This window comes from Intrasporangium sp. Soil_C_50 (assembly GCF_057656595.1).
The window spans coordinates 1,063,148-1,076,478 of sequence record NZ_JBDGKB010000001.1; the positions used below are offsets into that span (position 1 = coordinate 1,063,148).

The 13,331-nt window shown below is 73.3% G+C and carries 16 protein-coding genes; 5 read left to right on the forward strand and 11 right to left on the reverse strand.

Features of this window, described 5'->3' with window-relative positions; genetic code table 11:
* From AC3A5R_RS04915 to AC3A5R_RS04930, 4 genes are all read right to left on the reverse strand, one after another.
* Positions 1-722, reverse strand: a 722-nt coding sequence (locus AC3A5R_RS04915) for a LuxR C-terminal-related transcriptional regulator (protein WP_487619609.1), incomplete at its 3' end; no start/stop codon positions are given.
* A 98-nt stretch (positions 723-820) separates the two neighbouring features.
* Positions 821-1,474, reverse strand: coding sequence for a response regulator (locus tag AC3A5R_RS04920; RefSeq protein ID WP_487619610.1), 654 nt, complete (start codon positions 1,472-1,474; stop codon positions 821-823).
* A gap of 14 nt (positions 1,475-1,488) precedes the next feature.
* Positions 1,489-2,127: a sensor histidine kinase gene (locus AC3A5R_RS04925; protein WP_487619611.1), complete on the reverse strand. Its 639-nt coding sequence runs from the start codon at positions 2,125-2,127 to the stop codon at positions 1,489-1,491.
* A gap of 337 nt (positions 2,128-2,464) precedes the next feature.
* Complete coding sequence (locus tag AC3A5R_RS04930) at positions 2,465-2,641, reverse strand: hypothetical protein (RefSeq protein WP_487619612.1); 177 nt, start codon at positions 2,639-2,641, stop codon at positions 2,465-2,467.
* A 66-nt stretch (positions 2,642-2,707) separates the two neighbouring features.
* On the opposite strand from AC3A5R_RS04930, the gene AC3A5R_RS04935 reads away from it, so the two are divergent.
* Both AC3A5R_RS04935 and AC3A5R_RS04940 read left to right on the forward strand, forming a co-directional pair.
* On the forward strand, positions 2,708-3,004 hold the full coding sequence (locus AC3A5R_RS04935; RefSeq protein WP_487619613.1) for a hypothetical protein: 297 nt from the start codon (positions 2,708-2,710) through the stop codon (positions 3,002-3,004).
* A 129-nt stretch (positions 3,005-3,133) separates the two neighbouring features.
* Positions 3,134-3,274 carry a hypothetical protein gene (locus AC3A5R_RS04940; protein ID WP_487619614.1) on the forward strand — a complete coding sequence of 47 codons (141 nt, stop codon included), beginning with the start codon at positions 3,134-3,136 and terminating at the stop codon, positions 3,272-3,274.
* On the opposite strand, the gene AC3A5R_RS04945 is transcribed toward AC3A5R_RS04940, so the two are convergent.
* Positions 3,222-4,229, reverse strand: coding sequence for a sensor histidine kinase (locus AC3A5R_RS04945; RefSeq protein ID WP_487619615.1), 1,008 nt, complete (start codon positions 4,227-4,229; stop codon positions 3,222-3,224). The genes AC3A5R_RS04940 and AC3A5R_RS04945 overlap by 53 nt on opposite strands.
* Before the next feature lie 110 nt (positions 4,230-4,339).
* Between AC3A5R_RS04945 and AC3A5R_RS04950 the strand changes: the two genes are divergently transcribed.
* Together AC3A5R_RS04950 and AC3A5R_RS04955 are read left to right on the forward strand one after the other, a co-directional pair.
* Positions 4,340-5,467 (forward strand): M20 family metallopeptidase, encoded by a 1,128-nt coding sequence (locus tag AC3A5R_RS04950; protein ID WP_487619616.1) that lies wholly within the window; start codon positions 4,340-4,342, stop codon positions 5,465-5,467.
* The gene (locus AC3A5R_RS04955; RefSeq protein ID WP_487619617.1) at positions 5,457-6,896 is read left to right on the forward strand and encodes an aminotransferase class I/II-fold pyridoxal phosphate-dependent enzyme; all 1,440 of its coding nucleotides are present in this window, start codon (positions 5,457-5,459) and stop codon (positions 6,894-6,896) included. The genes AC3A5R_RS04950 and AC3A5R_RS04955 overlap by 11 nt, the downstream gene beginning before the upstream one ends.
* A 66-nt stretch (positions 6,897-6,962) precedes the next feature.
* Here AC3A5R_RS04955 and AC3A5R_RS04960 read toward each other — a convergent pair whose 3' ends face one another.
* Together AC3A5R_RS04960 and AC3A5R_RS04965 are read right to left on the reverse strand one after the other, a co-directional pair.
* Entirely contained in the window at positions 6,963-7,151 is a 189-nt protein-coding gene (locus AC3A5R_RS04960; RefSeq protein WP_487619618.1) for a hypothetical protein, read from the reverse strand.
* A 57-nt stretch (positions 7,152-7,208) separates the two neighbouring features.
* Positions 7,209-8,087: a lysozyme family protein gene (locus AC3A5R_RS04965; RefSeq protein WP_487619619.1), complete on the reverse strand. Its 879-nt coding sequence runs from the start codon at positions 8,085-8,087 to the stop codon at positions 7,209-7,211.
* 186 nt (positions 8,088-8,273) lie between these two features.
* On the opposite strand from AC3A5R_RS04965, the gene AC3A5R_RS04970 reads away from it, so the two are divergent.
* Complete coding sequence (locus AC3A5R_RS04970; protein WP_487619620.1) at positions 8,274-9,338, forward strand: alcohol dehydrogenase catalytic domain-containing protein; 1,065 nt, start codon at positions 8,274-8,276, stop codon at positions 9,336-9,338.
* 23 nt (positions 9,339-9,361) lie between these two features.
* Here AC3A5R_RS04970 and AC3A5R_RS04975 read toward each other — a convergent pair whose 3' ends face one another.
* The 4 genes from AC3A5R_RS04975 to AC3A5R_RS04990 form a co-directional block, all read right to left on the reverse strand.
* The gene (locus AC3A5R_RS04975) at positions 9,362-10,423 is read right to left on the reverse strand and encodes a cation diffusion facilitator family transporter (protein ID WP_487619621.1); all 1,062 of its coding nucleotides are present in this window, start codon (positions 10,421-10,423) and stop codon (positions 9,362-9,364) included.
* Between the two features lies 1 nt (position 10,424).
* Positions 10,425-10,814 carry an ArsR/SmtB family transcription factor gene (locus tag AC3A5R_RS04980; RefSeq protein WP_487619622.1) on the reverse strand — a complete coding sequence of 130 codons (390 nt, stop codon included), beginning with the start codon at positions 10,812-10,814 and terminating at the stop codon, positions 10,425-10,427.
* A 177-nt stretch (positions 10,815-10,991) separates the two neighbouring features.
* Positions 10,992-11,723: a FadR/GntR family transcriptional regulator gene (locus AC3A5R_RS04985; protein WP_487619623.1), complete on the reverse strand. Its 732-nt coding sequence runs from the start codon at positions 11,721-11,723 to the stop codon at positions 10,992-10,994.
* Between the two features lie 88 nt (positions 11,724-11,811).
* Positions 11,812-13,281 (reverse strand): glycoside-pentoside-hexuronide (GPH):cation symporter, encoded by a 1,470-nt coding sequence (locus AC3A5R_RS04990; protein ID WP_487619624.1) that lies wholly within the window; start codon positions 13,279-13,281, stop codon positions 11,812-11,814.
* Between the last annotated feature and the right edge of the window lie 50 nt (positions 13,282-13,331).

Sequence of the window (13,331 nt, forward strand, 5' to 3'; positions counted from 1 at the left end):
TCCCCTGTCCTCTCCTCACCGGTCACCGTCACTGCTTTCGGCACTGCTGTCGTCGTTGCGGTCGGCACTGCTGTCAGCACTGCTGACGTCCTGCCGCCTCGCACCATCGCCACCGCCGCCGAGGCGGAGTGGACGTGCAGCTTGCGCAGGATGCGCCGCACATAGGTCCGGACCGTGTTGTCCGAAAGGTCGAGCGCCACGCCGATGTCGTGGCGGGACATGCCGGCGGCGAGGCAGTCGAGCACCGAGGCTTCACGTCCGGTCAGGGGCCGGGTGCCGGGCGGGATGGCGTCGGGTCGGTCGCGCAGGCTTGCCGCGAACATCGCGTGCAGGGGCTCTGCCGGCAGGTGCGCCTCGCCGGCCGCGACGTCGACGAGCGCATCGAGCAGGTCGTTGACGCCGTCCTGTCGTGACACCCAGCCACGGACCCCCCAGCCGAGCGCCAAGGGCAGGTGCACCTCGCCGTCCCTCGAGGCCATCACGACGATGCCGAGTCCCGGGCACTCGCGACACAGTCCTTCGAGCGCCAGGATGTCGTTGGTGTCGTCGAGGCCGACCGCGACGACGTCGCACCGCTCGGCGAGCCGGTGGGCGAGTGCCTGCCGGACGGTCGCCGTGCTGCCCACGAGGCGCAGCGTGCGGTGCTCGGCGAGCACCAGGGCGACGGCGTCGAGGAATCCCTGACGCGCGTCCACCATGACCACACGGACGTCCTGTTCCATGTCCCTGAGAGTGCCGGTGCCCGCGTCGGGGCGGACCCGACGCGGGCACGACCGCGCGCTACGTCAAACGGATGACTCAGCGTGGCTTCAGGCTGTCCTCAGGCGGGACGCACGTGCGCGGGCCACTCGATCTCGTCCGCGTGGGCCGCGACGAGCGCGACGGCCTGCAGCCGCGAGTGCACGCCGATCTTCGTCAGCACGTTCTGGACGTGCGTCCGGGCCGTGCTGCGGCGGACGTTGAGGGCGGTCGCGATCTCGTCGGTGCCGAGGCCGTCGGTGATGCACCGCAGCACCTGCCACTCGCGCTCGGTGAGGAAGGACAGCACCCAGGTCGGGCTCTCCTGGGGGTCTCCCGTCCGCATGGCGCTCTGGAGCATCCGCGGCTCGACGGCGAGGTGGCCGCTGACGGCCAGGCCGATGGCCTCGACGAGCTGCGGCAGGCCGCGGTCCTTGCGGACGTAGCCCGACGCGCCCATGGCGATGGCCCGGCGCACCGAGACGTCCGAGGCATCGGCCGAGAACATGATGACGCGGGTGCCGGGCGACACGGACCGGATGCTCGCGATGACGTCGAGCCCGGAGGCGCCCGGGAAGTTGACGTCGAGCAGGCACACCTCGGGCTGGACCTCGGCCACGGCCTCGAGCGCCTCGGCTGGTCCGTTCGCCGTCGTGACCTGGTAGCCCAGGTCGGACAGCGCGGCGCCGAGGGTGTCGAGGATGAGCCGGTGATCGTCGCAGACGACCAGCTTCATCTCCCCCGCCCCTCTCAGGAGGCCAGCACGTGGGTGCCGCGCCGGAGCGCGATGTCCGCCGACGCACCGCCGTCGGGGCGCGGGCCGAGGAGGAACGCGCCATCGCACGCGGCGACCATCGCCCGCGTCGTGGCCAGGCCGATCGACGTGCGGTGCACGACGTGGCCGAGTCCCGGCCCGTCGTCGAGCACGCGGACATGGACGCCGTCGTCGCCGTCGTCGCCGACCCAGATGAGCACGTGTCCGGCGGGGCCGGCGGCGCGCACCGCGTTGTCGACGACGCATCCCAGGGCCCGTGCGAGCGCGATCGGCCGGGCGAGCACGAGCCCGTCGCCGGCCACCTCGACGTCGATCGTCGCCGTCGTCGTCATTCGGGCCCGGCCCGCGACCTCGCGGGCGACCGCGACCGCGTCGACGACGAGCGGGTCGTCGCCGGCCGCGCCCTCGAGGCTGGATGCCACGAGCTCGGCGAGCCAGGTCGCCTGCTCCCGGATGTGTCCCAGCCGTTCCTGGACGTCCCCTGCGGCTGAGGTCGACAGCAGCAGGATGGCTGCCAGTGGTTCCCTCAGGTCGTGCAGCAGGCCGCGGACCGGGTCCGCCTCGATCGTGCCGGCACCGCGTTCGACCGATGCTGGGCTGATGTACTCCACCATGGTTCGACTACCCCCCTCAAGGCTGGGCTGACCCGCGCGCCCCGTTAGCGCGCCCCCGACCGTCCAGCTTGTGTCGCTGGAGGGCTGTTGCGATGTCCCCGGGCCACCGCGCCGCTCCAGCCACATCAGGTTACGACCGCACCGGCGGACACCCGGCGTTTCGGTGAATTCCGGCCATCAATTCGCTGAATTGGCAGGAGAATTCGCCACTCAACGTGCGGAATGCGACATATCCGGATGGGAACGGGTCGTCCGGGAAGGAGGCTGTTTGGGACATCCGCGCGCCGGTGCGCCGACAGGACGCCGTGTCCGCGCGAACTGAGGAAACGCGTGCCGGTCAGGGCGTGACGGTGACCCCGAGGCCCTTCCCCGCGGACCCGACGCGGCAGCGCGTGAGGTCGTGCACGACGTCGTCGGCGGCGGCCTGCTCCTCGGCGGGCACGAACAGGGCGATGGTGTCCTGGCTGCGGCGGCCGTGGCACACGCGGAGGATCTCCTCGGCGTGGGCGTCCACGGCACACCGGTGGCTGGTTCGAGGGCCGCGTCACCGCGGGAAGCCGCCGCGATGCATCATGGGCCCATGGCGCGCAGACGCGGACTCCGGTTCCTGGCCCGCGACGGACACGAGCTGACGGTGCGCGACGCCGAGGGCGAGAAGTACCGCGCGACGATCGAGAAGGTCGAGAAGGCCGAGAAGGCCGAGGCGTTCGGGGCGCACGAGGACGGCGCCTTCGCCTTCGGGTACTGCAAGAGCTGCGACTGGACCGGTCCGGCCCGACGCGCCCGCGACAAGGCCCGCAAGGACGCCCGCGAGCACCAGGACGACTGCTCGGGCAAGGGCAAGATCCGCATCGGCGTCACCGAGGACGACGACTGACGCCTCCGCGCCACCCCCAAGGGACGGCCCGCCCGTACGCGCAGGCCCGACGTCCTCGCGCTTCGTCGTCAGGGCCGCCTCTTCCGCTGATCCACCCCCTCACGGATTCCCTTGCGCTTCAATGGAATCGTGGCCAGCGACCGCCGCCGACGCCTGGGGTACTTCGTGCCCCTGCTCATCGCCGTCGCGATGCTGGCCGGACTGCTGTTCCTCCTCGTCACGCTGGTCCACGCGGGCGCCCTGCTGCTCTACGACTGGACCGCGCACTAGCCGGCAGGTCGCATCCCGCCGCCCGGTGTGCTGCGCCCACCGCCGGCCGGCGCCGAAGCCGCCTCGGCCACTCCCGCCGGCGCCCCCCGGGCCCCGGTTGGGGCAGCCGCACCAGGAAGACCGCCCCGGGATCCGTGTTCTCCTGGGACACCGACCCGCCGTGCGCCTGCGTCAGCATCCGCACGATCCAGAGGCCGAGCCCGACCGAGTCGGTGCCAGGCCGGCCGTCGGCCAACCGGGTGAACAGCCGTGACGTCGCCTCCGGCGGGACGCCGAGCCCGTGGTCGCGGACCGACAGCACGACGGCGCCGGGCTCCTGCTCGGCCCCGATGAGCACCGGCCCCGCCCCGTGGCGCACGGCGTTGTTCGTCAGGTTGACGAGGATCTGCTCGAGGCGGCCGCGGTCGGCGAGGACCGACAGGGCCGCCGGCACCTCGACACGCACCTGACGCGGGTCGGTCAGCTCGGCCACGCGCTCGGCGAGGGCACGCACGTCGACCTGCGTGCGGTCGAGCCGCAGCCGGCCCTGGTCGATGCGTTCGAGGTCGAGCAGGTCGAGCAGGTCGCCGGCGAGCCGCGCGATGCGTTCTGCCTGCCGTCTCGCGGACTCGACGAGAGGCGCGAGGGCGGGTGGCGTGCCGGGGTCGTCGGCGAGCAGCTCGAGCGCCCCGGCGATCGAGGTCAGGGGCGAGCGGACGTCGTGGGCCAGCGTCGCCGTCATCGCCGCCCGCCACTGCTCCTGCGCCAGGAGCCGCAGCTGGCTCTGGCGCAGGTCGTGCATGGTCCGCGCGATGAGCAACAGGCACAGCGCCGCGGTCGCGAGGTCCGCGACCGCCACCCCGATGAGGCCTCCGGGACGCGGCGAGTCGACGACGATGGCCAGCAGGGCGAGCATCCCCGCGACGAGGAACAGCCACGCACCCTGGCGCGCCGCGCGGTCACCGGGCGTCGGCAAGGCCTGTCCGATTCGTCCCCACCCGGCCAGACCAGGTGGCCAGCAGGAACGGTCCCGGCGAGCGTCGACCTGCAGCGCCTCGCCCCTGGTCTCGCCCCTAGTCTCGCCTCATGGGAGACGTGGAGCGCTCGGCGGTCGAGCTGCTGGAGGAGCTGGTCGCCATCGACAGCGTCAACCCGGCGCTGGTGCCCGGAGCCGGCGGCGAGGCCGAGATCGTCGGGCGGCTCGACGCGAGGCTGACCCGAGCGGGCTTCTCCACGACGGTGGTGCAGGCGCTCGGCGCGTCCGGTCGGCCGAGCCTCGTGGCGGTGCCACCCGGTCCGGCCGACCGCCCGACCGTCGTGCTCAACGGCCACCTCGACACGGTCGGGGTCGCCGGCATGCCGGAGCCCTTCACGCCACGCGTCGAGGGTGACCGCCTCCACGGTCGTGGTGCCGCCGACATGAAGGGCGGCGTCGCCGCGGTCGTCGCGGCGGCACAGCACCTCGTCGCCCGCGGCGCGGCGGTTCGTCCGGTGCTCGCCCTGGTCGCCGACGAGGAGGATGCCAGCCTCGGCAGCGAGGCCGTCATCGCCGCCCTGCCGGGACTCGGCGTGCGGCCCGACGCGTGCCTCGTGGCCGAACCCACCGACAACGCCCTGTGCCGCTCGCTGCGCGGTTTCGCCGTCGTGAGAGTCACCTTCGCCGGACGCGCGGCGCACAGCTCCCAGGCTGAGCTGGGCGTCAACGCGGTCACCCACCTCGGCCGCCTGCTCCACGTCGTCGACGCCGCAGCCCCGGGCGTCCGGGCGTCCGGCGGTGGCCTCATGGTCACCCTGGCGCGCGGGGGCACGTCGCCGTTCGTCGTCCCCGACCACGCCGAGTGCCTCGTCGAGGTGCGCACGACGCCCGAGCAGTCGAGTGCTGACGCGCTCGACCGGGTGCGCGCTCTGCTCGAGCCGGAGTGGCACGCCGAGGCCGAGCTCGTCGCCCACCGTGACGGTTGGCGCCTCGACGACGACGGCCCGGCCGCCTCGCTCGCGGTCCGGCTCGGGGCGCAGCTCGGCACGGGGCCGACCTTCGAGGCGCCGTACTGGATGGAGGCACCCCTGTGGCAGCAGGTGTGCCCGACGCTCGTGTGCGGCCCCTCCGGCGGAGGGCTGCACGCAGTCGACGAGTGGGTGGACCTGCGCCAGGTGCGCGCCCTGACGAGCGCGCTCGTCGCGGTGCTTGGCGACTGGAGGCCCGATGCCGACTGACCCGCGGGGTCTCCGCGCCGACGCGCCGCTGCTCGACGCGTGGCTGCGCTTCCAGGAACGCCCGCCGACGCCGTTCACCATCCCCGGCCACAAGCAGCGCACCGACCTCGTCGGCGACGTCGTGGCCGGCGACGTGCCTCTCTACGCGGGCCTCGACACGATGAAGCTGACCGGCGGCGTGCTCGCCGAGGCCGAGGCGCGCGCGGCGCGGCTGTGGGGCGCGGATGTCTGCCGGTTCTCCACCGGTGGCGCCACGCATGCCAACCAGGCCGTCGCGCTGGCGGTGGCCGGCGACGGCGACACGGTCGTCGTGAGCCGGACCCTGCACCGCTCCCTCCTGCTCGGGCTGGTGCTCGCCGGGCTGCGGCCGGTCTGGGTGCGACCAGAGGTCGATGAGTCCACCGGGCTGCCCCTGGGCGTCGCACCCGTGTCAGTGAGGCGGGCACTTGCCGAAAACCCCGACGCCCGAGCCGTCTTCGTCGGGGACCCGTCGTACGTCGGCACCGTCGGTGACGTCGCCGGGCTGGCCGAGGCGGCGCACGCCCACGGCGTGCCCCTCGTCGTCGATGCGGCTTGGGCTGCGCACTTCGGCTTCCACCGGGGCCTTCCCCGCCACGCCCTGCAGCTCGGCGCCGACGCCATGGTCGTCAGTGCGCACAAGACGCTGCCCGCGTGGAGCCAGGCCGCCCTCGTCCTCGCCCGCACCGAGCGCATCGACGCGGCGAGGCTCGACGCCGGCGTCGAGGCGACGGCGACGACGAGCCCGGCCGGCGCGATCCTCGCGAGCACCGATGCCGCCCGTGCCCTGCTGGAGCGCGACGGGGAAGCGCTGCTGGGGGCCGCGGTCGCGGCGACCCGGCAGGCCCGCGACCGGCTCGGGGACATCGAGGGCCTCGTCGTCCTCGACGGACCCCACGTCGACCCGCTCAAGCTGACGCTCGTCCTGTCCGGCACGGGCGTCGACGGCAACGCCGTCGAGCAGGACCTCCTCGACGCCGGGCTGCCGCTCGAGTCGGCCGACCGCGACGTCCTCGTCGCCGTGGTCTCGCTCGCCGACACCACCGCCACGCTCACCGCGCTCACCGACGCCCTCACCGCCGCGCTCGTGCGGCACCGCGGCCGGCCTCGCCCCGTGACGGGCCACGCGGCCTACCGCGTCGAACCGGTCGGCGTCATGCCCCCGCGGCAGGCGTTCTTCGCCCGCACCGAGACGGTTCCCGTCGAGGACGCAGTGGGCCGGGTCAGCGCCGAGCTCGTGGCGCCGTACCCGCCCGGCATCCCGGTGCTCGCCCCCGGCGAGCGCGTCACGGCCGAAGCGCTCGAAGCCCTCGACGCGGCCCGACGCGCCGGCGTCCGGATCGCCTACGCGGCCGACCCCGCACTGCGCACCCTGCGCCTGGTGGGCGACCAGACGCAGGGTGCGCGGTGACGAGCGGAGTGACGAGCGGAGTGACGATCCGGGGTGACGAGCCGGGGTGACGAGCCGGACCGTCGGTCAGCGTCCGTTCGTGGCGGCTGCGGTCGCCTTGGTGTAGTCGGCGTCGGCACCCGAGGGCGGGGTCTGGGCCTCCGCGGCAGCCCATGTCGTGGGCCGTGTCGCCAGCGTGTAGCCCAGGTTCGCGCCGTTCCGGATGTCACGGAGCAGCAGCCAGGAGCCCGCGTGCGCATCGCCGTCGACCGTCATCCCGGCGAGGCGAGCGCCGGCGCGTCGCGCTCCGACCGCTCGACCCGCACCGCGTCGTCAGCGTCGCGCGGCGGAGCGGGCGTATCCCTCAGCCTCGTCGAGCACGCGCCGGACGTAGGCGTCGGAGGCGTTGTAGCCCAGGATCGCCCGCGTCCACGCTCGTCCGTCGCGCAGGTCGGCGCCGCCGGTGCACAGGTGCCTGGCCGCACCCCACGCCGCGTCGTCTATGTCGGTCGGGTCCGCGACTCCGTCGGCGTCCGCATCGGCACCGAACCGCTGCCACGAGCTCGTCAGGAACTGCATCGGGCCGACGGCGTGGTCCCACGTGGCGTCCCCGTGCAGCCGCACCCCCTCGGCGTCGGAACGCAGGGCCGCGACGCCGTCCCGGCCGTCGAGCGCGGGCCCGACGATGGGCCTCGAGGTGCGTCCGCTCCTCAGCAGGCGACCGCCGCCGACCGCCCCGTGGGCGGACTCGACCTGCCCGATGGCGGCCAGCGTCGTCCAGCCGACGTGGCAGTCGGGCAGGTCCGAGGCCGCGAGGATCGAGGCCCTCCCGTACGCCCGGAGCGCGACGACGGGGATCCCGGTGCGTGCTGCGATGCGCGACACCCAGCGCGGATCCGGTTGCACCACAAGGGTGCCGCCCACGCCGGCGTGAGCGCCGGCGCGTGACGAGCGTTCTGTTGCCCCCCGGTCGGCAGGGGCCGTCAGCGCCGACGTGTCGACGACGTCGACGAGCGAACCCGTTGCCGGCTGGTCGACCGGGCCGCGTGCGCCGTGACCGATCAGCCACGAGGCACCGAAGAAGGCAGCGCCCAGTACCAGGCCGGCCAGCGGGACGGAGCCGACCAGCCGCCGCAACCGGTTCGACGCACCCGCCGGACCGCTCTTGGACGCCCCGCGGGGGCCGCGGCGCGAGCCCGTCCTGGCGGCCACGGGGCGGGGGGTGCCGCGCACCGGCCGCCGGGCTCCACGCGTCATCATCACCCCTGGTACCGGCCGTGCACCGGGCGAGAATACGCAGCGGACGGCACGGGCCGCGGGAGGCGGGGCCGAAACGGGCAGAACGGCCGAAAGGGTCGCGCCGGCCGCCCCGAAAGCCTGCGCTGTCATGATGGCGCGATGCGTGCGATGGTCGTCGATGCGGTCCGGGCCGAGCCCGAGGTTCGGGAGGTGCCTGACCCCGTCGCACCGGAGGCCGGGGTGGTCGTCGAGGTCGTCGCGACCGGGCTGTGCCGCAGCGACTGGCACGCGTGGGCGGGCCACGACGACATCACCTTCCCCCACGTGCCCGGTCACGAGCTCGCCGGCGTGGTCCGTGAGGTGGGTCGCGGCGTCGGGCGCTGGCAGGTCGGCGACCGCGTCGCCGTGCCGTTCGTCTGCGGGTGCGGGCAGTGCGAGTGGTGCCGGTCCGGGCAGGCCCAGGTGTGCCCCGACCAGGAGCAGCCGGGATTCACGCACTGGGGGTCGTTCGCCGAGTACGTCGCGCTGCACGCGGCCGACACGAACCTCGTGGCACTCCCGGACTCGCTCGGCTTCTCGGCCGCGGCCGCCCTCGGCTGCCGCTTCGCCACCGCCCACCGGGCGCTGGTGGCCCGGGCCCGGGTGGCCGAGGGCGAGTGGGTCACCGTCGTCGGTGCCGGTGGCGTGGGTCTCAGCTGCGTCATGATCGCCCGGGCCCTCGGTGCGCGGGTGGTCGCGGTGGACCGCAACCCCGCGGCGCTTTCCGCGGCCGCCGAGCTCGGCGCCGAACACACGCTGCTCGCGAGCAGCACGGCCGGTCCGGACGTCCTCGACACCCTCGACGTCCCGGCAGCGGTGGCCGAGCTGACCGACGGCGGCAGCCACGTCGCCGTGGACGCCGTCGGCAGCGAGCAGACCTGCGCCGACGCCGTCCTCAGCCTGCGCCGGCGCGGTCGCCACGTGCAGGTGGGCCTGCTGCCGCCCGTCAATGGGCACCCGCGCGTCCCCATGGCGCGGGTCATCGCCTGGGAGCTCGACCTCCTCGGCAGCCACGGCATGGCCGCCCGCGACTACCCGGCCCTGATGCGGCTCGTCGAGCGGGGCGTGCTCGCGCCCGAGCGGCTCGTCGAGCGGACGGTGGGGCTCGAGGAGGCTGCCGCCCTGCTCCCGGGTTTCGACACGGCGACGGGCGCGGGCATGACGATGATCGATCCCCGCCGCTGACCCCGCGTCGAGGGTGTGCGCCGTCAGGATCCCCCGTCCTGACGGCGCCGCGCCGCCGCGACGACCGCGCCGACGTGGTGGGCCGGGTAGGCGTGCACCACGGCGTCCGTGAGACGTGGCGTGGTGCGGACCAGCTCGGCCTCCGCACGGTGCGCCAGCGCGTGGGCGTCGACGAGGCTCGTGTCGGCGGCGACGTCGAGCTCGGCCTCGGCGTGGATCCGGTGGCCGATCCACCGCATCCGGACGCCGCGCACCTCGGTCACGCCCGGCACCGCAGCCAGGGTGGCCTCGGCCTGCTCGACGAGCTCCGGTTCGACACCGTCCATCAGGCGGCGGAACACGTCGCGCGCCGCCGTGCGCAGGACCAGCACGATGGCGACGGTGATGACGAGGCCCACGACCGGGTCGGCCCAGTCCCAGCCGATCGCGACGCCGGCGGCGCCGACGAGCACGGCCAGTGAGGTGAGGCCGTCGGTGCGCGCGTGGTGGCCGTCGGCGACCAGCGCGGCCGACCCGATGGCCCTGCCCTCACGGATCCGGTACACGGCCACGGCCTCGTTGCCGAGGAACCCGAGGGAGCCCGCGAGGGCGACCCAGCCGAGGTCGGTGACGGGTGCCGGGTGGAGCAGCCGGTCGAGCGCCGACCAGCCGGCGAGGACCGCCGACAGGGCGATCATCGCGATGACGAACAGGCCCGCCAGGTCCTCGGCGCGGCCGTACCCGTAGGTGTAGCGCTTCGTCGCAGCACGTCGGCCGAGGACGAAGGCGACCCACAGCGGCACGGCCGTCAGCGCGTCGGAGAAGTTGTGGATCGTGTCGGCCAGCAGCGCCACCGAGCCCGAGACGGACACGACCGCCAGCTGCAGCAGGGCCGTGACACCGAGGCCGACGAGGCCGACCTTGACGGCGCGGACCCCGCGGGCGCTGGACTCGAGGGCCGAGTCGATCGAGTCAGCGGCGTCGTGCGAGTGCGGGGTGAACGCGTGGGTCAGGCTGGCCCACCAGCCTCTCCGGCGGTGGTGCTCGTGTCCGTGCTCGTGGACATGGTCGTGCGGGTGGTCGTGCCTGTGCTCGTTCTCGTGCATCTCAGTCCGTCGTCCCTGCGGCGGTCCCGCGGGCGATCGCGGCGACGTCGGCGGACCGGTGGTGCCGGGGGACGCCGTCGGCCGCGTGCTCGGCGTTGTGGATCGCGTCGCGGACCAGGCTCGCGATGTGCTCGTTGTCGACGCGGTAGAACACCTGGTTGCCGTCCCGACGCGTCCGGACCATCCGCGCCATCCGCAGCTTGGCCAGGTGCTGGGACACCGACGGGCCAGGCTTCCCGACGCGGTCCGCGAGCTCGTTGACCGACCGCTCCCCGTCACTGAGCGCCCAGAGCAGGCGGATCCGCGTGCCGTCGGCGAGCATCCGGAAGATCTCGACCGCGAGCTCGACCTGTTCGTCGGGCAGGCCCGTCTCCTGCGCATCTGCGTCCATGCGCAGATGGTAGCCCAGCCCTGTGGGAGCCCTTCACGCGACGGCAGCAGCCAGGACACGCGCCCGCAGATCGCGACATTTCGGGCGAAACGGGTAAGGGCACGGTGTCCTGGCCGGTAGCGCCGTGGAGGGAGCTCCCGGTCAGGGCCTCTCCCCTCCCCCGGGTCTGCCGAGCTGTCAGCCCGACCACCCGAGCGGCTTGTTCGGGCCGGCCACGCAGGTGTCGGTGACTCGGTGAACCGCCGCCTTGGCGGCTGCGCCGTGGCCGGACTGGACGGCCTCGGCCACGTCACCGTGCAGCCGGACCGCGACCGGGTTCGGCGTGGCCGGCATCAGGTCGTGGTGGGTCCGTCCGGCGAGGACCTCGCCGACGACCCCCGACAGCGCAGCGAGCATCTCGTTGCCCGACGCCGCCAGCAACGTCGCGTGGAAGGTCTGGTCGGCCTGCAGGTAGGCCTCCAGGTCACCGGACTTCGCGTGCACCGCCATCGCCACCACGGCCCCGGTCATCGCCCCGCACTGCTCCGGCGTCGCGTGCGCCGCCGCCAGCTCGGCCGCCACCGGCTCGACACCGCGGCGCAGCTCGCCGAGGGAGAGCAGCTGACCCTCCCGGCCCGGGCCGTCGAGGCGCCACCGGATGACCCTGGGGTCGAAGACGTTCCAGGCCGTGCTCGGCATGACCCGCACCCCGAGCCGCTTGCGCGCCTCCACCAGCCCCATCGAGTCGAGCACCCGGATCGCCTCACGGACCACCGAGCGCGACACCCCGTACCGCTCGTCGAGCTGGTCGATGCGCAGCACCGTGCCCACGGCGAGCTCACCCGACACGACCTGCCGACCGAGAGCGTCGAGGACCTGCGCATGCAGTGCCGGCGTCGGGACCGGGGCCTCCTGCTGGCCGGCTGTCACGAGGTCTCCTGGCTGTGGACGGACGGGGGTGCGCGCACACGACGACGGGCCGGTGTCGCCCCTGACGCGACACCGGCCGGTCGGTCGCTCAGCCGGCGACCGTGCCGTCCGGCTGGACGAGGTGCCCCTGCCTGGCCTTGCGCAGCTCGGTCTCGTTGCGGATCTCACGGAACCGCTGGTCGGTGAGGGGGTACTTCCAGAAGATGAGCATCGCGATCGCGGCGGCGAGGGCCGGCAGCAGGCCGATGGTGAAGCGGATCGCGTCGACCGCCGAGGTCGGCTGGACCGGGTTGGGCGTGGCGGCGCTCGCCGAGATGTAGCCGCCCCAGGCGAGGGCCGCTGCGCCGAGCGCCCCACCGATCGACTGCGTGATCTTGCGGGTGAAGGAGAACACCGCGTACGTCGCGCCCTCGGAGCGCGCACCCGACCTCCACTCGCCGTACTCGACGGTGTCAGCCTCGAGGCCGAACATCAGCGTGTTGATGAGCGCTGCACCGATTCCCTTGATGCCGAGGAAGATCAGGGCCGGGGCGACCGCACCGGTCGGGGTGAAGAAGAGGGCCACGCCGCCGGCGACGGTGAACAGCCCACACCACTGGAACAGGGCCTTCTTGCCGTACTTGTCCACGGCCTTGGGAATGAAGGGCGCCGCGACGATGGAGATCCCGCTGTTGACGAGCGTGATCGGGCCGAGCCACTTGATGTCGCCCATGACGTACTGGGCGTAGAAGGCAGCCGCGCCGCCGACCGCGAAGAGCCCGATGAGGTAGAAGAAGCTCGAGGCGCAGAGGATGCCCAGGGGGCCGTTGTGACGCAGCGTCTGCAGCGTCTCCCGCAGCGAGACCCGCGGCTGGGTGCGGACGACCTGCTCACGACAGAGGAAGAAGGTGATCAGGTAGGCCACGGTGCCGATGGCGATGAACAGCAGCGTGGTGTTCGTGAAGATCGACTGCGCCTGCTCCCGGTACTCGGCGGGCGAGAGCGTCTTCTTGGCTGCCTTCAGGTCGGAGATCTGCGGGGCGATGATGTAGGTCAGCACAACGCCCCCGACGGCACCGCCGAAGAAGCGCGACGACACGAGCTTGGCGCGCTCCTTGACCGACTGGGTCATGGCCGACGCGAGCGAGCCGTAGGGGATGTTGACGAGCGAGTACACCAGGCCCAGCACCGCGTAGGTGACGTAGGCGTAGAGGAGCTTCGCGCCGTCGTCGATCGACTCGGGAATGTGGAAGGTGAGGAACGACAGGAAGAGCAGCGGCACCGCACCGAAGAGGAGGAAGGGACGGAACTTGCCGAAGCGCGTCATCGTGCGGTCGACGAGGCGGCCCGCCAGCACGTCCGCGACGGCGTCCCAGAGCCGCACGACGAAGAACATGGTCGCTACCGCGGCGGCCGTGAGCCCGGCAACGTCGGTGTAGTAGTAGAGCAGGAACGACGTGCTGAGGGTGAAGGCCAGGTTGTTGGCGAAGTCGCCGAACCCGTAGCCGGCGATCGAGCGCTTGGGCAGCCTCTCGTCGATGAACTTCTGAGCGATCTGCTCCGTGGTGATGGTGGCCATCAGCCGAACTCCTTTGTGGGCCATGGCATTGCTGCCGGAAGATGCTTCCA

Bases quoted from the DNA above. Each gene is read 5' to 3' on its own strand.
- AC3A5R_RS04920 (WP_487619610.1), bottom strand. From the start codon at position 1,474: ATGAAGCTGGTCGTCTGCGACGATCACCGGCTCATCCTCGACACCCTC.
- AC3A5R_RS04925 (WP_487619611.1), bottom strand. From the start codon at position 2,127: ATGGTGGAGTACATCAGCCCAGCATCGGTCGAACGCGGTGCCGGCACG.
- AC3A5R_RS04935 (WP_487619613.1), top strand. From the start codon at position 2,708: ATGGCGCGCAGACGCGGACTCCGGTTCCTGGCCCGCGACGGACACGAG.
- AC3A5R_RS04950 (WP_487619616.1), top strand. From the start codon at position 4,340: ATGGGAGACGTGGAGCGCTCGGCGGTCGAGCTGCTGGAGGAGCTGGTC.
- AC3A5R_RS04955 (WP_487619617.1), top strand. From the start codon at position 5,457: ATGCCGACTGACCCGCGGGGTCTCCGCGCCGACGCGCCGCTGCTCGAC.
- AC3A5R_RS04960 (WP_487619618.1), bottom strand. From the start codon at position 7,151: ATGACGGTCGACGGCGATGCGCACGCGGGCTCCTGGCTGCTGCTCCGT.
- AC3A5R_RS04970 (WP_487619620.1), top strand. From the start codon at position 8,274: ATGCGTGCGATGGTCGTCGATGCGGTCCGGGCCGAGCCCGAGGTTCGG.
- AC3A5R_RS04975 (WP_487619621.1), bottom strand. From the start codon at position 10,423: ATGCACGAGAACGAGCACAGGCACGACCACCCGCACGACCATGTCCAC.
- AC3A5R_RS04980 (WP_487619622.1), bottom strand. From the start codon at position 10,814: ATGGACGCAGATGCGCAGGAGACGGGCCTGCCCGACGAACAGGTCGAG.
- AC3A5R_RS04990 (WP_487619624.1), bottom strand. From the start codon at position 13,281: ATGGCCACCATCACCACGGAGCAGATCGCTCAGAAGTTCATCGACGAG.